Below are 19580 nucleotides of genomic sequence, written 5' to 3'. Positions count from 1 at the left end.
CGATCCTTTCATTTCCACCTTTTAGCCCATCTGCGATTATTGTCGGGCCTCCTACAACAGCATAATCAAAACCGTTTAGTATCGCGGTGACAAGGTGATCGACTGAGTCATGCCTTGAACCATAGTATAGGGTGTTGGTATCTGTTAGGAAAACCTTCCTTGTGTTTTCTTTGACCTTGTCCACGATATACCTTAAAAGTACTGGACTTACAAAGGATTCGTTACCCCTTTCACCAAAATGGACCTTCACAGCCACCAGATCATCCTCTGAGAACATCCCATCGTATACCCTGTTAAAGAGTTCCTGCATTTTGCTCCCTTTATTCTCATCAGCCGACCTAGCCCTTAAATCTGCAAAATAAACCTTGGAGGCCATAATAGATCACCACAGCCTATACTTCAATGCTTCCACCTTAAATTATAATATGGGGGGATAGATAATAATTTTATCAAAACTTTTTGGGGGGATTGGATGGATAACCGTGAAATAATAAAACTCTTAAACATTGACTTTAAAGGAGAACTTGAAGCTACAATGTTATACACTTATAATGCTTTTGTAATGGATGATTGTGAGATAAGCAGGTTAACTGAGGGTGTTGCAGCGGATGAAATGAGACACATGTGGTGGCTCGCCGACCTGATAACAAAAAGGGGTGGTAGACCATCAATGGAAATCGGAAAAATAGAATATATGGAAGAAGACATAAAAGATGCTCTCAGGGTTCAAATACAAAAGGAAACGGAGGGTATAGAAGAATATGAGGAACATATAAGGTTGATAGATGACGAGGAGGTTGTGGGGGTTCTAAGGCATATAATAGATGAGGAAAAAAGGCACAGGAGAGAATTCAAGGAAAAATTAGAAAAGCTCAAATGAGATCACTTATATTTTCAAGTATTTTTTCTTTTATAATCTCCCGGGTCCTCCTGGATATTTTAATAGGCCCCCATGGTCTCATGTAACCAAAGTATGGATCTTCGAATATCTCTCCATTAACTTCGACTTTATGATCATATCTTGGAATGAAGTGGCAGTGGAGCCATGGTGGGGGACTATTCTTACGGTAGAACGTGTTCATCAAGAACCCCCAATTGAACAGGGTGGCCCCAAAGGCCTTTTTAACGGCTCTTTCAAGCTCTTTTATGATAAGCCGCAATTCTATCCATTCTTCCTCCCTTATGTTACCTAGGAATTCCTCCCTCCTTTTCAAGACCACCACGCAGCTTCCAAGGTTACCTTGGTTGGGTGACAAGAATACGATCCAATAGTCTCTTTCATAAAGGTAATCGCCAAAATTGTATTCATCTAGTTTCATGGGTGGACAAACCCCCCTTGATTTGTGGAGGATCTAGTCTTCGAGGAGGCTTGAAAGGTAAATTGTCATTTCTATCTCCTCCCTTGCTATGAAATCCTCGAGGCGGGTTTCAGCCTCCTCGGAGCCGAGAGGATAATATTTGTCCTCGTAGTATACTGTTATCAATAATTTGTCGTCTTGTATCTCTGTTTCTTCTTCGAGTTTCCTTGAAAGTTTTTCTGCTAGGCTTCTTTTAAGTCCAAGTACAAGATATCTTATATAATTTAGGGATTTTCTTTCATCAAAGCCGAAATCAACAATCTTAACTTTCATGTTAGCCTCCACTAGTAGTGTGGGGATCCTATGAACCTTTTAAGTTCCCCTTGGATCTTTTCGAGTTCGTTAACTCCAAGATGTCCGCAGGTTGATTCATATACAACCAATTTTGAATTTTTGATTTTCTCTGAAAGTGGGATGGTATCAGTGGATGGTGGGAAGTACTGGTCCTCTTTGATACCCACAACGAGGGTATCTGCCCTGATATTCTCTAGTTGATCTTCTAGGTCGAATCCCATGGCAGCATTGTTCCTCCATATGATATCATTCGCATCAAGTTCCATGCCCTCTTTTCCGGCTTTTATCATGGAGGCTTGGAGCTCCGTATTATCTAAGCTGTTATAGTATTCCCTTGAGAACCCATAAAAGTACATGAACATTGAAGCGAGGCAGGTTCCTATGGGGGGATTTTCCTCGTATCTTCCACCTTTATAGGCTGGATCTGCTTTTATAAGCTTGTTCATATATTTGAAGATGGCATAGTTAATGCCCCTAACCTTGAATGTTGTAACAAGCAACACTAGGAAATCCATGAAATCTGGATAGGATACACCCCATTGGAGGGCTTGGAAACCCCCCATGGACGCGCCAATAACACCCTTAAGTTTCCGGATTTTGAATTTTCTCCTGATAAACTCGTGGTGGAAATTAACCATATCCTTGATGGTATACTGGGGGAATTCGGCTCCGAGGCCGCTTGTTGACGGTGAACTCGACCCTGGAGACCCTAGGGATGTTGGGGCTATTATAAAGAAATCATCCAGGGGTTTGCCCTCTCCTATTAGGGGTGTTAATCTTTTTACTGATGAGTAGTCTCCGCTCCACCCATGTATGTGGAGAAGACCATTAGTGATAAAACCGTCAGGGTCAACCTTTGGGGTTCCTATACACGTATATTCTATCCTAGGTTTTTTTAGTGTTTCACCAGATTCGAATGTGAACTCTGGGAGGGTGAAATATGAGGCTCTGATCATCCATCACCCCCCATGGACGCTTATAGCACCACTTGGACAATTCTCCATAGCATCTATAGTGCATAGCGGATCATCCATCTCCAATTCCTGCAAGTCCGAGAGTTCAACACCTTTTATCGATGAGAGCTCGTCATCGGCAAATTCGAAAACTTCAGGGCATATATCAATACAAGTACCACAAGAAACACACATTGTACGATCAAGTTCTAAAAGATACAATAACAGACCCCCCTACTATATACTATATTGGTGGGAAGAAGATAATAAAAACACTTAACCTTGTGTGGTGGGATCCCTGATGTTAAATAGGATTGAAGCCAAGGAATTGCAGGATAAGCTGATAATCTTATACAAGTTCATCTCCCACCAGAAGCATCTAAAGGGATTCTTTGATTATGCTCCACCTATAAAATCAGAGGCTGTTAGAAGACTCCTTAAAAGTCCAGGATCCGAGGAGATCATAAAGGAGGCCATACTCGAATTAGAGAGGATCATAAACTTTAGGGTGGAGAAATCAGAGGATTTATTCCATCATATCTTGAATAAGGAGGATGTTGAATTCATAGCTAAGAGGTATGGGATGAGGGATTCATGGGACCTTAACAAACTCGACATTGAAAAACTCATCAGGAGGATCTGATAGAATCTATGAAACCCTGTATAACATCCCTTGCAGATTCAAAGAATGGACTTTTAACTTTTCTAATTTTAAGCTTCTTCAACCTCCTTATCCTGAAATATAATGGTGGATGGGGATCCCAGAAAAGCCATGAGAATATCCTATCAGCACCCCTCTCAAACCTCCTATACCCTATCTTCTGGAGTGCCATTGCAAGCTTATCAGATCTTCCAATAATAATCGCGGATAAAAGATCCGCCCTGGCTTCGAAAAATTTCGCCACGAAGAATATCAGCCAAAATATGATGAGGACATACAATAGTGGTGCCATGGCCACGATAGGTAACAGGACGGTCAACCTTAATATAAACTCCCCGGCTATTATACCAAAGAGTATTATGGGGTCCTTTCCCATAAGATGGGCTAACTCATGACCTATAACACTGAGCAACTCCTCATCATCCAAGCGGGTTAAAAGGCCGGTTGTTAAGAGTATGAGGCCCCTGCGTGGACTGGGACCCGTGGCAGCGGCATTGGGGAGCATGGTATTGGAGATTATTATCTTGGGTGTGGGGATGCTGAACTTGGAAGCTGCGGTTTTGACAAGATCGTAAACGTTTATTATCTTGGATTTTTCATTTAATGGTGTGCACTCAAAACCATACCCTCTGAGAACGTCCCTGCCAAGCTCGCAAGTGGCGGCTCACCCAATACAAGGGACTTATCATAGATTTCCCTTTTTATATTAATCAGAAGGTCTCCGCAAACTTCCTTGAAAAACTTGAAATCCCTACCTGGTAACTGGTACATTAGTATATGACAAAATGGGTTTTCGGGTGTTATCCGCCATTCACCCATAATCGAATATAACCTGTCAGATAATAGTACGATGGAAAATTGCATAAGCAGGATTATAATAACAGCATATAACCCAAATAGGATGAACAATATAATATTAATAACGAGGAAGATGATGAAGAGAACTAACAGGTTGCTGCCGAAGAGAATCTTAGATATTCTCCTAGTTAATGAGGAGGGTTTCTCAGGGATTATGTCCTGTCCTTCCACCCATGCAAAATATAATGTGCTCTCTCTTAACTCCTCCCCAAATAATTGTATTAGGAAAAAAATATCATCATATAATTCCTCCACCTTATCCTCTAGGCCGGGAGGATAGGTGAAGATTATCCTGATCTTCTCACCAACCCTCAAATCACCATTTATAACCCCATGGGGATGCTCCAGAGTGAAAACCAGCCTATCATATGTTATCCTAGCATCCTTGAAATCAGAATACCTGAGTATAAACTCTAAAAGGTCCACATAATATGCAGGGGCGATCTCGGCTTCTATAACAAACTCCTTTAACATCCTATCCCCCACGTGGGGAAACTTTAGAGTATATAAGTACCAAGCATTATATAAAGTGATTGAATGACTAATAGGAGATTCACAAGCCTAGAGAATCCTACAGGCGAGCAAACCTACAAGATAATAGAAGAGGGCCTCCGTAAAAGGGCCATGATCCTAATATTCTCCTGTTGCAGGGTATGTTATTATGGTCGTGCCAGGAGCAGACTAGGCCCTGGGGAGAGGCTTATAATAATAAAACCTGATGGGTCATTTCTGATACACCAGGATCGGAAAGTTGAACCAGTTAACTGGCAACCCCCAGGATCGAAGGTGAGGGTGAAAATAGAAGATGATGGGAAGATCCTAGTTGAGAGTATAAGGAGGAAACCAGCAGAGAAACTCACAGTGGAAATAGAACGGGCCCATACCATCTCATATTACCTTGCCAGGGACATCCATGAATTGGAAGTGGCGGGCCATGAAGAAGACATGCGCCAGCTCATATTAGAATCTCCTGATATCATCGAAAAGGGCTTCAAGCCCATAACAAGGGAGTATCAGACATCAAATGGTTTCATAGACATCCTGGGGAAGGATGAGAACGGCTCATTAATGGTGTTGGAGTTAAAGAGTAGAAGGGCTGGTATTAGTGCTGTGAGGCAACTTAAAAGATACTTGGAGGATTTCAAGGATGATAAACATGGTGTAAGGGGTGTTTTAGTCGCCCCATCAATAACCCATGATGCCAGGGAACTGTTAGAAGCAGAAGGCCTAGAATTTAAGAGCCTAGAACCCCCACAGGAGTTGAAAAAGGACCATAGGATGACCCTTGACAAGTTTATATCTTCTCGATAATCTCTGCAAGTTGTCTGAGATTCCTAACCTCTTTTACGCTGGCACCTGCATCTATATAATATGAGACGCAACTGTCAACAACATCCCACTTGTTCTTGTCCTCGGGATTCAATATTAGAACTTTACGGCAACGTTGACAGAGCTCCTCAAGGACCCTGGCACTTAATGGGACGCCATCTTCACGCGGCCCGGCCCAGTCGCGACAATCAGTTAATATTATAATGTAGGAGCGTGGTGGGAACACAACCTTCTCCTTGAATTCCTTAAAGGCGGTGTACATGTTAGATGTGCCATGTAGCATCATATTCTGTTGCCTGGAAACCCTCAGGTTCTGGAAAGCTGCTAGGAGATCTTCTTCTTGGAGTGCCTTTGTTGTTTCAACGATTTTATTGTCAAAGTCGAAGAAACGTGAGTTATAGAATGTGTGTTGTGCAGCGTAGACTATGCAAAAAAACCAGTTACTTATCCAGTCACAGGAGCCGCTAACATCACATAGGAAAATGTGTTGACTCTTTTTAATGGAGGGCTTTTTATTGATGAGTTCTATGAGCGCGCCACCATATTTAAGGTTTTTACGTATACTCTTCCTTATATCGGGGCGGCCAACCTTTGAACCTTTAAATCTCCTGGAGCGTCTATTGGCGATTTTAAGACCGAGTTTTTTGCATAACTCGAATATCCTAGTGTCGAAGAAGTCTAGTTTGCTAACGTCCATTTCAAGGAGTGATCTTTCATCCTTGTCAAGATGGGGAAGGTCCATGATTGGGGGCTGGAAGTCTATCTTCTCTTCGACCAGGACCATTTCATCAGGGGTTTCAACTTTTATCCCAGAATCCGTCCTGGTTTTTAATTTTATCTCCTCTACTTCACCTTTTTCTTTTCCATGGAAGACTTCATTGAAGGCTTCTTCAAAGGCCTCTAATTGCCTTTTATCTTTCACATAAACAGATGCAAGAGCCTCCTTGAGATGGGCCCCCCCTTTGAAGATGTCATATACGAAATAAGCCAGTTTTGTGCTCCTTATACTTACTGGTATTCCTTTTTCTCTGAGAGCTTGGGAAAGCTCCAATATCTTCATGGGAATTCACCTTTAAGACGCTTTCCATTTTGGGGGGGTAAAGTCCATTGGCGGTTTTTTCTAAAATTAGGGTTTGGATAAAATAGTGGAAGGTCTGGCCTGTGTGGGGGGGTTTATCTGGTTTTATCCTCATTTGCGGAGATTCAAATCCATGGCCTTTTCTTTATCATGTTTGTTTTTGAATACTACTCCGATGGTCTCTTCAAATGTTTTCTTGTTTAGGCTTTCCATCCCAAGGACTAGTAATGTTTTAACCCAGTCTATGGTAGCTCTTATGGATGGCTTTTTCATCACGTTCAACTTTCTTATCTCGTGGATAGCCTCTACAACCTCTTTTATAAGTTTTTGGGGTGCTGATGGGACCTGGGCCTTCACTATCTCTATTTCCTTTTCAGGGCTTGGATAGTCGATGTAGAGGTATAGACATCGGTCTCTGGTCTCATCGAGGAGGTTTCTCTGGGAATTAGATGTTAGGATTACCATTAGGTCATTTTCTAATTCGAATGTTCCAAGGTCGTTAACTGTAATCTGTTTCTCGCCGAGGGCTTGGAGGAGGAAACTTTCAACTTCCTCGTCGGCCTTGTCTATCTCATCTATGAGTATGAGGGATGGCTTGTCATTTATGAAAGCTGAAAGTAGGGGTCTTTTGATGAAGAAATCTTCCTGGAAAACATCCTCATCAACGCCGGTTATCCTAGCCTTTTCAAGTGTTAAAAGTTGTTTCTGGTAATTCCACTCGCCAACGATCTGTTCGAAGGTTATACCTTCATAGCATTGGATCCTGAAAAAGTCTAGATCAAATGCACTGGCAACCTTTTTTGCAAGTTCTGTCTTACCAGTGCCTGGGGGTCCTTCCACTAGGATGGGCTTCTTCAGATTAAGGGCTAGGAATATGGTGACTAGGATATCGTCATCGGCTATATAACCTTCGCGTCGCAGAGACTCCCTTATACTCTCCATTTCACTGTAGGGGTCCATAATCACTACTCCTAGGACTCTGGGGGACAATTTATCCTGGATTAATTTGTTATATAATTACTAATATATTATTTTTTACACTCTAAAAAAAGTGGGGATGGAATCTCCCCCCATGGGAGGGCATTTTTAGATTGCCTGGTGTGTGGGAGATGATTTGCCTGGTAGGGGTTTAAATGAATTTGGGATTATGCCAGATGAGGGTTGTGGACAGAAAGGAGGAAAATATTGAAAGGGCGGAGAAGATGATCAGAGAACTCGCCGAGATGGGATCCGAGACCGTGATACTCCCTGAGATGTTTAACTGCCCCTATGATAATAGTAGATTCCGGGAATATGCTGAGACACAGGAGGGTCCTACAATAACTAGACTGGGGGAGATTGCGAGGGAACTCCAAGTTTATATCATAGCGGGTTCAGTACCTGAAAGAACAAAAAGGGGCGTATATAACACGTCGTTCATCATAGACCCATGGGGTGAGGTTATAGGAAAACACCGGAAGATCCACTTGTTTGATATAAACATCCCTGGGAGGATAACCTTCAAGGAATCAGACACACTGTTACCTGGAAGGACACCTACAGTAGTTAGAATAGGCCATACGAGGATAGGGGTGGGCATATGTTATGATATAAGATTCCCGGAACTTTCAAGGATTATGACGCTCCGGGGGGCTGGGATACTCGTATTCCCCGGTGCTTTTAACATGGTAACGGGCCCCGCCCACTGGGAGACGCTGATAAGGGCTAGGGCGATAGATAACCAAGTTTTTGTGGTTGCAGTGTCCCCGGCGCGTGATAAAAGGGCTGAGTATGTGGCCTATGGCCATTCAATGGTTGTGGATCCGTGGGGGTCTGTCATATATGAGGCTGGTGCTGGTGAAACCATTAAAAACGTTGAGATAGACCTTTCACAGGTGGAAGAGGTTAGGAGGAGATTACCACTCTTGGAAAATAGGCGCCCGGAAATCTACAAGTATTAGGATTGGATCTTCTTTAAAGCTTGGTTAGCAGCCTTTTTAAATTCCTTATCACCCTTTCTCCTCGCCTTTTTTATGGGTTCTATCGCCCGTTCATCCTTCAGGTCGCCGAGGGACCTTAAAGCCGCAAGTTTCACACCCCAATCTTCATCTTCAAGTGCTTTAATAAGGGGTTCCACGGCTCTTTTATCGCCTAATTCTCCAAGGGCACGTGCGGCGAACTTCCTAACACCCCAATCTTCATCTTCAAGTGCTTTAATAAAATGGTCCGTAACCTTGGGATCGCCAATCTTCTTAAGCGCAAATATAATATACCTCTTCACAGGCCCTTTTTTCTCATCTAACATCTCAAGGAGCCTATCAATGGATATATCACCGAATTCGGCTAATTTTTCGGCCGCGGCAAACCTTATAGGGTGGCTTTCGTCTTCGAGAAGTTTGATAAGAACATCAACTGATTTAGGGGTGCATGGAAGATTATTAATCATCTTATGTTTATCATTAACCAATGGGGGCAAACCTCCCTAAGATTATTTTTGGATTAATTCCATTAGGAGTTTATGATAATATAAAATCTTCCCCCATCCTATCTTGGATCTTGTATGAGGACTAACCTTGGAGTGTGGGGGTCCCCAACCCTCTACAGGATCCCCCCTATTGAGGGGTGGGTGGGTCCGTTAAGATTTTGACGGATAGAATATTCCATAAAATATAAGAACTAGAATAATAAGAGGTACTTATAGTAAGACTTTCCCCCTCAGAGGACTTGGAGAGAGGGTTAGATGATGTAATTTTTTCTGGTTAAGGATTGTAGAATCGCAACCCTTTCACTATTTTCTTAGATTCGCACCCCCATATAAAAGTGATATTGGTGGTGGAGAAGATCAGCACCTTCATAACTGAGGATCTTGAAATTTGCGACTTGGCACTCTTGATAGAGGATACTATGATAATCGCAGACCTACACCTAGGATATGAACAGTATCTTAACAGGGAAGGTTTCATGCTCCCCAGTTTCCAATTCGAGAAGATATTGGATAGGATTGATAGGATCAGGGAATCCTCGGGTGCTGAGAACATTATAATAAATGGTGACCTGAAACACGAGTTTGGAAGGGTCACCTACCAGGAAAACAGGGAACTTAAAAGACTACTAGATCACCTGGAAGAGAATTTCAATAATATCATCTTAATAAAGGGCAACCACGATCCTATCATACCCTACATATCACAGTTGAAAAACTTTAAAATATTAGAGTCTTTGAAATTCCAGGATCATCTCATAACCCACGGCCATTTCATCCCCGAGAGGATAGAAACCCGGACGATAATAATCGGCCACGAACACCCTTGCATAGGCCTTAGGAGTGGGGAGAGGATAGAGAAGGTTAAATGTTACCTTATAGGTCCATTTCGTGGTGAAAAATTGGTTGTTATGCCATCATTCAATTTCGTGACAGAGGGATCTGACATACTACATGAGGCCATAATCTCACCATTTCTGAAAGAAAGCGAACTATCAAAGTTCAGGGTATATGCTGTGGAGGATTTCAAAGTGTTCGATTTCGGGACGTTCGGGGAGGTTGCGAGGATCATGAGGGAAGGGGGATGAGGATGATAAAAAAACAAGAGAAAAAGTACGACTCCGAGGAGATATACGATATACTCCACCCGTGGGTTAGGAAATGGTTCAAAAGCCGGTTTGAGGATTTCACGGAAGCCCAAAGGTATGCTATAAAGGAAATACACAATGGGAAAAACGTGCTGATATCCTCACCCACAGGTTCGGGTAAAACACTCACAGCATTCTTATCCATAATAAGCGAATTAACCAGACTAGCGGAAAAGGGGGAATTAGAAGATAAGATCTATTGTATTTATGTATCACCCCTTAAGGCCCTTGATAATGATATAGAAAAGAACCTTGACGAGCCCCTTAAGGAGATCCAAAGGATAGCGGGGAAAAAACTTGGTATAAGAAAGGCTGTTAGGACGGGTGACACGACACAGAGCGAACGTTCAAGGATGCTCAGGAAACCCCCGCATATACTCATCACAACCCCTGAGACGCTCTCAATTATACTCGTAGCCCCAAAGTTCAAAAGAAAACTTTCCCATGTAAAGTATGTTATAGTTGATGAGATACACGCCCTGGCAGATAACAAGAGGGGAGTTCACCTCTCATTAACCTTGGAACGTTTACAGCACATTATAGGAGACTTCACAAGGATAGGATTATCAGCTACCGTACACCCACTGGAGAGGGTGGCGAAATTCCTCGTGGGATACCAGGAGGGTAAGCCCCGTGATTGTCTAATAATCGACGTAGATTATAGGAAAAAATTGGACCTAGAACTCATATGTCCGGTGGATGATATAGTAGCCGCAGACCCTGAAGAAGTTAACAATGCCATCTATGATATACTTGACGAGCTTATAAGCGAACATAAGACAACCTTAATATTCACCAACACCCGCAGTGGCACGGAAAGCGTAGTCTACAACCTGAAGAGTCGTTTCCCCAACAAATACACTGATGATAATATAATGGCCCACCACTCATCCCTCTCAAGGGAACTAAGACTAAAAGCCGAGGATAGACTGAAGAAAGGCAAACTAAAGGCGGTTGTATCATCAACGTCACTGGAGCTTGGAATAGACATTGGATACATCGACCTCGTCATACTCTTAAGTTCGCCTAAGTCTGTTTCAAGGGCATTGCAGCGCATAGGAAGGAGTGGGCATCGTCTACATGAAAAATCCAAGGGTCGTATCATAGTAACTGATAGGGATGATCTGATCGAATGTGCTATGATACTTAAGGATTGTCTCGAAGGCAAAATTGATGAAATAGACATACCAGAAAATTGTTTGGATGTATTAGCTCAGCACTTGTATGGGATGGCCATAGAACACAGATGGGATATTGAATATGCCCTGGAGGTTGTGAGGAGAAGCTATTGCTACCGGAACCTTTCAAGGGAAGATTATATGAAGGTTCTGAGGTATCTTGCAGGGGAGTATGCGGACTTGGAGGAACGTTATGTTTATGCTAAGATCTGGTTAGACCATGAAGGTGGGGAGTTCGGACGCCGCGGAAAACTTGCAAGGATGCTCTATTCCACGAATATTGGCACAATACCCGACAGGAGTTCTGCTGTGGTGAAATGTAAAGGGGAGGTTGTTGGTAGAATAGATGAGGAATTCCTTGAGAAGCTACGGAAAGGCGACACCTTCGTACTGGGGGGTAAAATTTACAGGTTTAATTATTCAAGGGGTATGACGGTTAATGTAACCCCTGCCTCAGGACCCCCAACAATACCGTCATGGTTCTCGGAACAATTACCACTCTCATTTGACCTTGCAGTTGATATACAACGTTTCAGGGATATCATAGATGCTAAGTTCCAGTATGGGAAGAGTAAGGATGAGATAATAGAGTTTATAATGGATTATCTTCACGTTGATTATAATGCAGCCCATGCTATCTACCAGTATTTCAGGGAACAATACCTCTATGCGAGGATACCTAGTAAGCGTCGTTTACTTGTTGAATTCTATAAGGGATTTGGGGGGAGGAGGTTCATAGTATTCCATGGTTTATTCGGCAGACGGGTTAACGATGCATTATCTCGTGCCATAGCATATATCATCGCAAGAAAATACAAAAGGGATGTTATGATATCAGTAACGGATAATGGATTTTATTTGAGTTCTGATGGTAAGATGGGTGGATTAGAATCATTACAAAGATTAGACCCTGAAAACTTGCGGAGGATCCTTACAGAGGCTATTGACAAGACAGAAACCTTAATTAGTAGGTTCAGGCACTGTGCTGCGCGTTCACTCATGATACTGCGCCGCTATAAGGGGAGGGAAAAATCTGTTGGGAGGCAACAGGTAAAAAGCAGGATATTATTAAATTTCGTTAAGGAATTGGATGAAAACTTCCCAATATTAAAAGAGGCGAGAAGGGAAGTCCTAGAAGATTACATGGATATAAAGAATGCTAAGAGGATCCTTAAATGGATAAAGGGGGGTGTGATGAGGATAGAGAAGGTGGACACGAGGATACCGTCACCATTCGCATTCAACCTAGTCGCACAGGGGTACCTTGATGTTCTAAAATATGAGGAGAGGATAGAATTCATAAAAAGGATGCATGAGGCCATCATAGAGCAGATAAAGACTTGATTAGGCGGAGCATCTTATCTGCTGATGGTCTGAAAATGTAATCCACCTTTTCTAGTTTGGCATCAACTTTTCCTTGGAGATTTTTTAATGTCCGTTTCAGGTAGATGGAGTTTCTACCATCCTCCTTTACAAGGGGGTATATTCTCACTTCATTCTTTGAGACCCTTAACATTTCGTTGATACTGTCTAGGTGGAATTTCCAGTCAAGTCTGTGATCATAGATATAGAGTAGGTGGGAGCAGAGCACAAGATGGAAGCTGTCATCTGGGAATGGGAGTTTCCTGATATCGGCCATTATATACCTTTCACCCTTACCTATCCTATAATCTGATATGAAGATCTTACAAGCTTTTAAACGTTCCCTGAACATCTCTTCGGGGTTTTTATAAAATTTCCAAATATAGGAGCCTTTTTCCTTGAGGGCTTTTTTGAGGGTTTTTAGGTGTTCTGCGCACATCTGATATAGTATCCTGGGGCTTTTATCGTAAAAGGTGTCTGTTGCCTTCACGTCAAATCCTAGACTGTGCATTATTGGGGTGAATGAGCTCGCACCCGCGGCGCAATCAAGGATGCTTTTACCCCTTAGCCTTTTAAGGTTTAAATTGAACATTTGAATGTATTCTTGGCATGTTCTCCCCGTGAATAATGGCCCTTTAATCATATAACCGTTTTCCATACATTTTTTCATAATATTCTTGGTATTCGCCGGTTTTTATATTCTCCCACCATCTCCTGTTCTGTGTGTACCATTTTATTGTCTCTTCTAGTCCTTCCCTGAATTTGTATGTTGGCTTCCATCCAAGTTCTCTTTTTATCTTCTTGGAGTCCATGGCATATCTCCGATCATGGCCTGGCCTGTCCTCCACGAATCTTATAAGGGATTCATCCTTTCCAAGTATTTCTAGGATGAGCTTCACAACTTCTATGTTCCTTTTCTCGTTACCCCCGCCGATATTGTAGATTTCTCCTTGGCGTCCATGGTGGAGTACTAGGTCTATGGCCCTGCAATGATCATATACGTGGATCCAGTCTCTTATGTTCATCCCGTCACCGTAGATTGGTATGGGTTTGTTTTCGAGTGCGTTTGTTATTATGAGTGGTATGAATTTTTCTGGGAACTGGTAGGGGCCGTAATTGTTGGATGAACGTGTGATATTTACTGGGAGGTTGTAGGTTTTATGGTATGCTCTTACAAATAGGTCGGCTGAGGCTTTACTCGCAGCATATGGACTGTTAGGTGCTAATGGTGTTTCCTCGGTGAAATAGCATTTTTCACAGGACCCGTATACTTCATCTGTTGATATTTGTATATATTTTTGTATATTATGTTTTTTAGCGGCTTCGAGTAGTGTTTGTGTCCCTATTACATTGGTTTTGAGGAATTTACTAGGGTCTTGGATGCTCCTGTCAACATGTGATTCGGCTGCGAAGTTTATTATAACGTCAGCTCCTTGGGTGAGATCATCCACCAGCCTCTTGTCTGTGATATCACCTTTCACGAACTTGTAGTTTGGATTATCCTCAACTCCTTGGAGGTTTTCAAGGTTTCCACAGTATGTGAGAGCGTCCAAATTTATTATCTCATATTGGGGGTGCTCCTTTAACATGTATTTTATGAAGTTGCTTCCTATGAAACCGGCGCCACCAGTTACTATAATCCTCATTTTTTATCAGCCTATAATCTTATGGGCTTCTCCTTTAGGGTCTTCCAATTTTCATCCTTTTCTGAGATTATAATCTTATCTACCTGGTCTAGGGGCCATTTGATGGATAGGGTGGGGTCATCCCAGCGTATGCCACCCTCATATTCTGGATGGTAAAGTTCTGTGCACTTGTAATTGACTATAGCATAATCTGAGAGGACTAGGAAACCGTGTGCGAATCCTTCAGGGATGTAGAATTGTTTTTTGTTCTCCTCTGATAATATGACAGCTTCCCATTCTCCATATGTTGGCGAGTTTTTGCGGAGGTCCACTGCAACATCGAAGATCCTCCCTTTTATGGCCCTTACAAGTTTGCCCTGGGGCTTCTTATACTGGAAATGCAAACCCCTTAAGACTCCCTTCTTTGATTTTGATTCATTATCTTGGACAAATTTTATTTGTACTCCGGCCTCCTCGAATTCTTTCATATTATATGTTTCCATGAAGTATCCTCTTTCATCCTCGAAGACCAGTGGTTCGATGATAAGGGCGCCTTCAAGTTTTGTAGGGGTGAAATTGAATTTTCCCACCATTTCATCACTCTCGCACAAGATCGGCCAGGTATCTTCCATAATCTGTATTTTTAAGCTTCTCTGCTTGTTCGAGGACTTTTTCTTTATCTATTCACCCTTTATTGTATGCTATCTCCTCGAGGCATGCTATATAGAATCCTTGTCTTCTCTGTATGGTTTCGACGAAACTACTTGCCTCTATCAATCCAATTGGAGTCCCGGTATCCAACCAGGCCATCCCCCTTCCAAGTATTTCAACCTTTAATTTCCCCATTTTAAGGTAGGCTTGGTTTACTGATGTTATCTCTAGTTCACCCCTATCAGATGGTCTTATCTCCTTGGCGATCTCAACCACTTGATTGTCATAAAAGTATAAACCTGGGACAACATAATTCGACTTTGGCTTTTCAGGTTTCTCCTCTAATGATATGACATTCCCCTCATCATCGAATTCAACCACGCCGAACTCCCTCGGATCCTTAACATAGTAGCCGAAGATTACAGCACCTTCCCTGAGCGAGGCGGCCCTTTCAAGTATTTCAGTGAAACGATGACCGTAGAATATGTTATCACCGAGTATGAGGGCTACTTTTTCATCGTCGATGAAATCTTCCCCTACTAGGAATGCGTCCGCTATCCCCCGGGGCTCCTCTTGGATCTTATATGAAAATTTAACACCAAACTGGCCCCCGTCGCCTAGAAGGTCCTTGTAGAGTGGCAGGTCCCTGGGTGTTGATATTATGAGGATGTCTTTTATACCTGCAAGCATCAGAACAGATAGTGGGTAATATATCATTGGCTTATCATATACTGGGAGTAATTGTTTTGAAACAGCCCTTGTTACCGGGTGGAGGCGGGTGCCGGACCCCCCGGCGAGTACTATCCCCTTCAAAATTTCAACCCCCTAAGATATTCTTTGAGGGCCACCCTGTAGTCTCTTAGGGTGGGGAATCCTTCCATCTTCCAGTTATAGTTTTTTAGGATGGAGCATTTGGGCCTCCTGGCGGGCCTTTTGAACTCGTTACTGGAGACCGCTTCTAATTTTATGTTAATTTCAGCCTCTTTAAACACTTCTTTTGCAAATTCATACCATGAACAATGGCCGCTGTTGGTTATATGGTAGATGCCATAGGCTGGTTTTTTAATGAGTTCCCTTATGGCCTCTGCGAGGTCTAGGGTGTAAGTTGGGGATCCTATCTGGTCATCGACTACTTGTATTTTTTCATTTTCCTCGGCCAATTCTAGGATTGTCTTTACAAAGTTTCTCCCATGTTCTCCGAATAGCCATGATGTTCTTACAATGTAGAATTTGTTTGTAAGGTTCCTTACACATACTTCTCCAAGGTATTTGGTGAGTCCATAGAAGTTTATAGGGTTTGGTTTGTCGAATTCGTAATAGCCTTCACTTTTTTCACCATCGAAGATGTAATCGGTTGATATGTAGATTATTGGGGCTTTGACCTTGGAGGCGGCTAATGTAACGTTCCTTGTGCCGATGACGTTAACTTTGTAGGCTTTGTCCTTGGCTGATTCTGCGGCGTCAACGTCTGTGAATGCTGCTGTGTGTATTATAGCATCTGGTTTGGAGTTGCAGATAAAATCTACTATATCCTCTAGGCTGGTGATTTCCACTCTTTTTGTGATTATTTTATGATCATCTGAGAGTACTTTTACTAGGTCGTTGCCGAGCATGCCGGTGGCACCGGTTATGAATATTCGCATGTTATCATGTTTTTTTGGATTATTCTTATGAATTTTTCCTTCTCTTCTAGGCTTTTAAGCACGTGGTCTGCTCCGGCCTTTTTTAGATCTTCTATGGTGAAGTCTCCTGTGGCCACGCCGACTGTGATTGTACCCACTTTTTTCCCGGCTTGGATGTCCCTTGGGGTGTCCCCTACCATTATGCTTTCTTTGGGGTTTATTTTATTGTGGATTTTCCCCGCTCTTTTAAGGGCTAGTCCTAGTAGGGTGCTTCTCTGGCATCCTTCATCCCCAAATGCTCCGAAGCCGAAATAGTCGCTGAATCCTGCCTTTTTGAGTTTGATCCATGCTATTTCCTCTATGTTACCCGTGACTATCCCCGTGGGGATCCTCATATCCTCTAGGATGTTTAGCACTTCTCTGGTTCCTCTGAGGGGTCTTATTTTTTCCCTTTTCACGTTCTCCTTATAGTGTTCAACTATCCTATCTATGATATCGTTGAAGTCGCTGATTTTTATACTATTTTTCTTCGCAACATGGTATATTATCTGTTTATCTGTCATGCCCTGGAGATTGGGGATGTCTAATGTGATATTCTCCCCGTAGAGGTCTTTGAATGCTTGTTTGAATGAGTGAAAGTGGCAATGTGAACCTATGAGTAATGTTTTATCAATATCAAATAAGACCACCATAATAATACTACCCTATGGTTTTTTTAGAGTCCAATAGGATATTATGAGTATACTAGGTTTATAATTTTGGGGGACTAGGAGTGTGGTTGGGATGATAGTTTTAAAACCTGTTGGTGTTGTGAGATCACCCTATAAGGATGTTTCGGAGGCTCCTTCACAGGGAATATATGCTAGGGAGGATAGTGTGATCCATATTTTCCCGGAATTCCAGGAGGCCCTGGATGGTATAATAAGATATAAACATTTTTTCATCCTATATTGGTTGGACCGGGCTGAGCGTAACATTCTTAAGGTTATACCACGGGGTGGCGGGAAAAAGAGGGGTGTTTTCTCGACTAGAGCCCCTTCAAGGCCTAATCCGATAGGTTTGTGTCTTGTTGAATTGAAGAAGTTGGAGGGTTGTGATCTTACTGTTAGGGGTTTGGATGCTGTTGATGGTTCCTATGTCATTGACATAAAACCCTACTTTAGGGATATAGACTCGCCCTAACCCCCTTTTTTAACATTTTTTATGAAGGATTCTATCTTATGATCATAGGCTCCTTTTTTTATCTCTGAATCTGTAACATCTAGGGTTGCGGTTGGTTCCTTGCCTGTTATCTCTTTCATGGCCTCTATCGTATCCTTGAGTCCTGTGCCACGATAGGTGCAGAAGAAAGCCACGTCCTTAAATTTTCCCTTGTTTTCTTTTAGGTAGGTGCTTATGGGGATTGATGGTCTACTGGCCCATATGGGTGTCCCTATGATTACAAGGTCATAGTCTTGGGGGTTTTTATTATAGGGTTTTAATGTTGTGTCTTTTCCCCTTATGGCCTGGTATGCTGATCTTAGGAATCCTATTATCCCTGAACGGTCTTGTGTATCCTCTATTTTTTCGATGTCGCATCCAAGTTCTGATGCTATTTTTTCCCCAATCTTTTGGGTATTCCCACTCCGGGAATAATATATTACTAGGATTTTCATGTTACAATATTTTTTGTTTGTGGACTACCCCCCCATTGGGGGGTTTCCTGCTTCAATGATGAGTTTTTTCATCTCCACAGGCTCAGAGGACCGTCCCAGTCCCGTACCAGGTATTTTTATGGTTATAATCTTTTTATTATAGGTTATATATTTTTTGGCTTTCACCCCCCATATGGGGAGTTCTCACAGATAAGGATAATCTGCCACCAGCTATTGGAGGCCTGCTTCACAGACGACCTGTAGCATCACCCTAACAGGTGCGAATTCTGGGTCGTCCCAAAACCTACCCATCCACCCTACAATTTTACAGGATGATGAGACACCGCATCCTCCTACCTGGAAGTAAAAAGTATCTTTTGGGCTTTCATCCCCATAGGGGGATTTCTTGCCGATAGGGTTAAAATATTGGGGGGTGGTGGCTTCCAGAGTATTTCTTTTTTTTTTTTTTTTGGGGTGAAAAGTTATTTCGTTGGGGGGGAGGTGTAAGCGTCTCCCCTCTCTGGAAGCCACTGTATTTGCAACAAAAAAAATAGTTGTTGGGGGGGTGAAGTTGCATTCCTATCTTGGAAGGTTCTCATATATAAACTTAACGGTTTTTTGTGTGTTCCATTACATGTTTGATGATATGTCCGAGCTCATCCAGGATAATATTTAACCCCATCTTAACAGCATTGGGGGAGCCTGGGAGTGCTATGATAAGAGAATCCTTGTATATGCCTGCAGTGGCCCTTGTTAGGATCGCGCCAGCCCCTAACTCTCTATATGATTCGTATCTGAAGATCTCCCCGAAACCTTCCAATTCTTTTTCGAATAATCCCCTTAAGGTTTCAATGGTAATATCCCTTTTCCCGATCCCTGTACCACCAGTTGTGAATATTACCATGGCACCCTTGCGGATCATTTCATTCACTGCTGATATGAGACTCTTCGGATCATCACCTATAAGCTTGTATCCTATAAGTTGATATTTCTCCTTTAGATTTTCGTAGAGTAGCTGGCCTGAGGTGTCGGTGGATGGTGGTCTTTCAACTGTTCCATATTCCCGTGACTGGGAGTCACTTAGGGTTATTATAGCACATCTTATCATGGATGGTGCCGTTTTTTTATGCTCTTCCATTGTCTTACTCTTCATAGCCAAAACCCTTATTCTTAATCCATGAAGGTTTTTATTATCAAAAGGGGGAATAGTATAGTTATAGTAGAATGGTGGGGGTAGGGTTTTTCTTTGGATTGGAGGCGGCTTCGATTCCAAGTTGGACGACCAAAATAAGTTTGAATGTCCTAACCCCTACCCATTCTGAGTATATGTTTTTAAGCATTTAAAAACCTTTCGCCCAATTTAATAAA

The 19580-nt window shown here is 42.4% G+C and carries 25 protein-coding genes and 1 pseudogene (1 of these 26 only partly in view); 7 read left to right on the top strand and 19 right to left on the bottom strand.

Going from position 1 to position 19580, the window contains the following annotated elements; all coding sequences use genetic code 11:
* A protein-coding gene (locus MTTB_RS06260) for a DUF362 domain-containing protein (protein ID WP_248564158.1) crosses the window boundary here: on the bottom strand, nt 1-376 show its 5' portion. The gene continues 728 nt to the left of window position 1, outside the view; 376 of the gene's 1104 nt are visible here — the first part of the coding sequence; the start codon lies at nt 374-376; its stop codon lies beyond the left edge, outside the window.
* A 96-nt stretch (nt 377-472) separates the two neighbouring features.
* Here MTTB_RS06260 and MTTB_RS06255 point away from each other — a divergent pair, with 96 nt between their 5' ends.
* Complete coding sequence (locus MTTB_RS06255) at nt 473-880, top strand: demethoxyubiquinone hydroxylase family protein (protein WP_248564157.1); 408 nt, start codon at nt 473-475, stop codon at nt 878-880.
* Here MTTB_RS06255 and MTTB_RS06250 read toward each other — a convergent pair.
* The 4 genes from MTTB_RS06250 to MTTB_RS06235 are packed head-to-tail and all read right to left on the bottom strand — an operon-like array spanning nt 873 to nt 2827.
* Nucleotides 873-1319, bottom strand: coding sequence for an HIT family protein (locus MTTB_RS06250; RefSeq protein WP_248564156.1), 447 nt, complete (start codon nt 1317-1319; stop codon nt 873-875). The two genes, MTTB_RS06255 and MTTB_RS06250, sit on opposite strands and share 8 nt — an antisense overlap.
* A 33-nt stretch (nt 1320-1352) precedes the next feature.
* Nucleotides 1353-1631: a DUF5750 family protein gene (locus MTTB_RS06245; RefSeq protein ID WP_248564155.1), complete on the bottom strand. Its 279-nt coding sequence runs from the start codon at nt 1629-1631 to the stop codon at nt 1353-1355.
* An 11-nt stretch (nt 1632-1642) separates the two neighbouring features.
* Entirely contained in the window at nt 1643-2608 is a 966-nt protein-coding gene (locus MTTB_RS06240) for an alpha/beta fold hydrolase (RefSeq protein ID WP_248564154.1), read from the bottom strand.
* A 3-nt stretch (nt 2609-2611) separates the two neighbouring features.
* Nucleotides 2612-2827, bottom strand: coding sequence for a ferredoxin (locus MTTB_RS06235; protein WP_248564153.1), 216 nt, complete (start codon nt 2825-2827; stop codon nt 2612-2614).
* Between the two features lie 79 nt (nt 2828-2906).
* Between MTTB_RS06235 and MTTB_RS06230 the strand changes: the two genes are divergently transcribed.
* Nucleotides 2907-3248, top strand: coding sequence for a hypothetical protein (locus MTTB_RS06230; RefSeq protein ID WP_248564152.1), 342 nt, complete (start codon nt 2907-2909; stop codon nt 3246-3248).
* On the opposite strand, the gene MTTB_RS06225 is transcribed toward MTTB_RS06230, so the two are convergent.
* Both MTTB_RS06225 and MTTB_RS06220 read right to left on the bottom strand, forming a co-directional pair.
* On the bottom strand, nt 3235-3783 hold the full coding sequence (locus MTTB_RS06225) for a M48 family metallopeptidase (protein WP_248565303.1): 549 nt from the start codon (nt 3781-3783) through the stop codon (nt 3235-3237). The two genes, MTTB_RS06230 and MTTB_RS06225, sit on opposite strands and share 14 nt — an antisense overlap.
* 83 nt (nt 3784-3866) lie before the next feature.
* The gene (locus tag MTTB_RS06220) at nt 3867-4598 is read right to left on the bottom strand and encodes a hypothetical protein (protein ID WP_248564151.1); all 732 of its coding nucleotides are present in this window, start codon (nt 4596-4598) and stop codon (nt 3867-3869) included.
* 63 nt (nt 4599-4661) lie between these two features.
* Between MTTB_RS06220 and nucS the strand changes: the two genes are divergently transcribed.
* Nucleotides 4662-5435, top strand: coding sequence for an endonuclease NucS (gene nucS / locus MTTB_RS06215; protein WP_248564150.1), 774 nt, complete (start codon nt 4662-4664; stop codon nt 5433-5435).
* On the opposite strand, the gene MTTB_RS06210 is transcribed toward nucS, so the two are convergent.
* Together MTTB_RS06210 and MTTB_RS06205 are read right to left on the bottom strand one after the other, a co-directional pair.
* Complete coding sequence (locus tag MTTB_RS06210) at nt 5419-6513, bottom strand: vWA domain-containing protein (protein ID WP_248564149.1); 1095 nt, start codon at nt 6511-6513, stop codon at nt 5419-5421. The two genes, nucS and MTTB_RS06210, sit on opposite strands and share 17 nt — an antisense overlap.
* Before the next feature lie 129 nt (nt 6514-6642).
* Nucleotides 6643-7491, bottom strand: a complete 849-nt coding sequence (locus MTTB_RS06205; RefSeq protein ID WP_428343363.1) for an AAA family ATPase — start codon at nt 7489-7491, stop codon at nt 6643-6645.
* A gap of 194 nt (nt 7492-7685) precedes the next feature.
* Here MTTB_RS06205 and MTTB_RS06200 point away from each other — a divergent pair, with 194 nt between their 5' ends.
* Nucleotides 7686-8471, top strand: coding sequence for a carbon-nitrogen hydrolase family protein (locus MTTB_RS06200; RefSeq protein ID WP_248564148.1), 786 nt, complete (start codon nt 7686-7688; stop codon nt 8469-8471).
* Here the strand turns inward: MTTB_RS06200 and MTTB_RS06195 are convergent.
* Complete coding sequence (locus tag MTTB_RS06195; RefSeq protein ID WP_248564147.1) at nt 8468-8977, bottom strand: HEAT repeat domain-containing protein; 510 nt, start codon at nt 8975-8977, stop codon at nt 8468-8470. The genes MTTB_RS06200 and MTTB_RS06195 overlap by 4 nt on opposite strands.
* A gap of 362 nt (nt 8978-9339) precedes the next feature.
* Between MTTB_RS06195 and MTTB_RS06190 the strand changes: the two genes are divergently transcribed.
* Nucleotides 9340-10080 carry a metallophosphoesterase gene (locus MTTB_RS06190; protein ID WP_248564146.1) on the top strand — a complete coding sequence of 247 codons (741 nt, stop codon included), beginning with the start codon at nt 9340-9342 and terminating at the stop codon, nt 10078-10080.
* 2 nt (nt 10081-10082) lie between these two features.
* A complete protein-coding gene (locus MTTB_RS06185) occupies nt 10083-12662 on the top strand; it encodes an ATP-dependent helicase (RefSeq protein ID WP_248564145.1) in 2580 nt (859 codons plus the stop codon).
* On the opposite strand, the gene MTTB_RS06180 is transcribed toward MTTB_RS06185, so the two are convergent.
* From MTTB_RS06180 to MTTB_RS06155, 6 genes and pseudogenes are all read right to left on the bottom strand, one after another.
* The gene (locus MTTB_RS06180) at nt 12640-13350 is read right to left on the bottom strand and encodes a class I SAM-dependent methyltransferase (RefSeq protein ID WP_248564144.1); all 711 of its coding nucleotides are present in this window, start codon (nt 13348-13350) and stop codon (nt 12640-12642) included. The two genes, MTTB_RS06185 and MTTB_RS06180, sit on opposite strands and share 23 nt — an antisense overlap.
* Nucleotides 13316-14326: a dTDP-glucose 4,6-dehydratase gene (rfbB, locus tag MTTB_RS06175; RefSeq protein WP_248564143.1), complete on the bottom strand. Its 1011-nt coding sequence runs from the start codon at nt 14324-14326 to the stop codon at nt 13316-13318. Before rfbB ends, MTTB_RS06180 begins: the two co-directional genes overlap by 35 nt.
* 11 nt (nt 14327-14337) lie before the next feature.
* A complete protein-coding gene (gene rfbC / locus MTTB_RS06170) occupies nt 14338-14895 on the bottom strand; it encodes a dTDP-4-dehydrorhamnose 3,5-epimerase (protein ID WP_248565301.1) in 558 nt (185 codons plus the stop codon).
* A 7-nt stretch (nt 14896-14902) separates the two neighbouring features.
* Nucleotides 14903-15769, bottom strand: a pseudogene (gene rfbA / locus MTTB_RS06165) (glucose-1-phosphate thymidylyltransferase RfbA).
* Nucleotides 15766-16599 (bottom strand): dTDP-4-dehydrorhamnose reductase, encoded by an 834-nt coding sequence (gene rfbD, locus MTTB_RS06160; protein ID WP_248564142.1) that lies wholly within the window; start codon nt 16597-16599, stop codon nt 15766-15768. The pseudogene rfbA and the gene rfbD overlap by 4 nt, the downstream one beginning before the upstream one ends.
* A complete protein-coding gene (locus MTTB_RS06155; protein ID WP_248564141.1) occupies nt 16584-17270 on the bottom strand; it encodes an HAD family hydrolase in 687 nt (228 codons plus the stop codon). Before MTTB_RS06155 ends, rfbD begins: the two co-directional genes overlap by 16 nt.
* Before the next feature lie 91 nt (nt 17271-17361).
* Between MTTB_RS06155 and tsaA the strand changes: the two genes are divergently transcribed.
* Nucleotides 17362-17760: a tRNA (N6-threonylcarbamoyladenosine(37)-N6)-methyltransferase TrmO gene (gene tsaA / locus MTTB_RS06150; protein ID WP_248564140.1), complete on the top strand. Its 399-nt coding sequence runs from the start codon at nt 17362-17364 to the stop codon at nt 17758-17760.
* Here tsaA and MTTB_RS06145 read toward each other — a convergent pair.
* The 3 genes from MTTB_RS06145 to MTTB_RS06135 all read right to left on the bottom strand — a co-directional run bounded on the left by MTTB_RS06145 (nt 17757) and on the right by MTTB_RS06135 (nt 19365).
* Nucleotides 17757-18233, bottom strand: coding sequence for a flavodoxin family protein (locus MTTB_RS06145; RefSeq protein ID WP_248564139.1), 477 nt, complete (start codon nt 18231-18233; stop codon nt 17757-17759). The genes tsaA and MTTB_RS06145 overlap by 4 nt on opposite strands.
* A gap of 24 nt (nt 18234-18257) precedes the next feature.
* Complete coding sequence (locus tag MTTB_RS06140) at nt 18258-18398, bottom strand: hypothetical protein (RefSeq protein WP_248564138.1); 141 nt, start codon at nt 18396-18398, stop codon at nt 18258-18260.
* A 421-nt stretch (nt 18399-18819) separates the two neighbouring features.
* The gene (locus MTTB_RS06135; RefSeq protein WP_248564137.1) at nt 18820-19365 is read right to left on the bottom strand and encodes a MogA/MoaB family molybdenum cofactor biosynthesis protein; all 546 of its coding nucleotides are present in this window, start codon (nt 19363-19365) and stop codon (nt 18820-18822) included.
* Between the last annotated feature and the right edge of the window lie 215 nt (nt 19366-19580).

The organism is Methanothermobacter tenebrarum, assembly GCF_023167465.1.
In the GTDB taxonomy this organism is placed as follows: Archaea; Methanobacteriota; Methanobacteria; order Methanobacteriales; family DSM-23052; genus Methanothermobacter_A; species Methanothermobacter_A tenebrarum.
This window is presented reverse-complemented; position numbering and strand designations above follow the sequence as displayed.

Coding starts and splice junctions, on each gene's coding strand:
- MTTB_RS06185 (WP_248564145.1), top strand. CDS start 10,083: ATGATAAAAAAACAAGAGAAAAAGTACGACTCCGAGGAGATATACGAT.
- MTTB_RS06145 (WP_248564139.1), bottom strand. CDS start 18,233: ATGAAAATCCTAGTAATATATTATTCCCGGAGTGGGAATACCCAAAAG.
- nucS (WP_248564150.1), top strand. CDS start 4,662: ATGACTAATAGGAGATTCACAAGCCTAGAGAATCCTACAGGCGAGCAA.
- MTTB_RS06210 (WP_248564149.1), bottom strand. CDS start 6,513: ATGAAGATATTGGAGCTTTCCCAAGCTCTCAGAGAAAAAGGAATACCA.
- rfbB (WP_248564143.1), bottom strand. CDS start 14,326: ATGAGGATTATAGTAACTGGTGGCGCCGGTTTCATAGGAAGCAACTTC.
- rfbD (WP_248564142.1), bottom strand. CDS start 16,599: ATGCGAATATTCATAACCGGTGCCACCGGCATGCTCGGCAACGACCTA.
- MTTB_RS06180 (WP_248564144.1), bottom strand. CDS start 13,350: ATGAAAAAATGTATGGAAAACGGTTATATGATTAAAGGGCCATTATTC.
- MTTB_RS06250 (WP_248564156.1), bottom strand. CDS start 1,319: ATGAAACTAGATGAATACAATTTTGGCGATTACCTTTATGAAAGAGAC.
- tsaA (WP_248564140.1), top strand. CDS start 17,362: ATGATAGTTTTAAAACCTGTTGGTGTTGTGAGATCACCCTATAAGGAT.
- MTTB_RS06135 (WP_248564137.1), bottom strand. CDS start 19,365: ATGAAGAGTAAGACAATGGAAGAGCATAAAAAAACGGCACCATCCATG.
- MTTB_RS06155 (WP_248564141.1), bottom strand. CDS start 17,270: ATGGTGGTCTTATTTGATATTGATAAAACATTACTCATAGGTTCACAT.
- MTTB_RS06205 (WP_428343363.1), bottom strand. CDS start 7,491: ATGGACCCCTACAGTGAAATGGAGAGTATAAGGGAGTCTCTGCGACGC.
- MTTB_RS06200 (WP_248564148.1), top strand. CDS start 7,686: ATGAGGGTTGTGGACAGAAAGGAGGAAAATATTGAAAGGGCGGAGAAG.
- MTTB_RS06220 (WP_248564151.1), bottom strand. CDS start 4,598: ATGTTAAAGGAGTTTGTTATAGAAGCCGAGATCGCCCCTGCATATTAT.
- MTTB_RS06230 (WP_248564152.1), top strand. CDS start 2,907: ATGTTAAATAGGATTGAAGCCAAGGAATTGCAGGATAAGCTGATAATC.
- MTTB_RS06245 (WP_248564155.1), bottom strand. CDS start 1,631: ATGAAAGTTAAGATTGTTGATTTCGGCTTTGATGAAAGAAAATCCCTA.
- MTTB_RS06240 (WP_248564154.1), bottom strand. CDS start 2,608: ATGATCAGAGCCTCATATTTCACCCTCCCAGAGTTCACATTCGAATCT.
- MTTB_RS06255 (WP_248564157.1), top strand. CDS start 473: ATGGATAACCGTGAAATAATAAAACTCTTAAACATTGACTTTAAAGGA.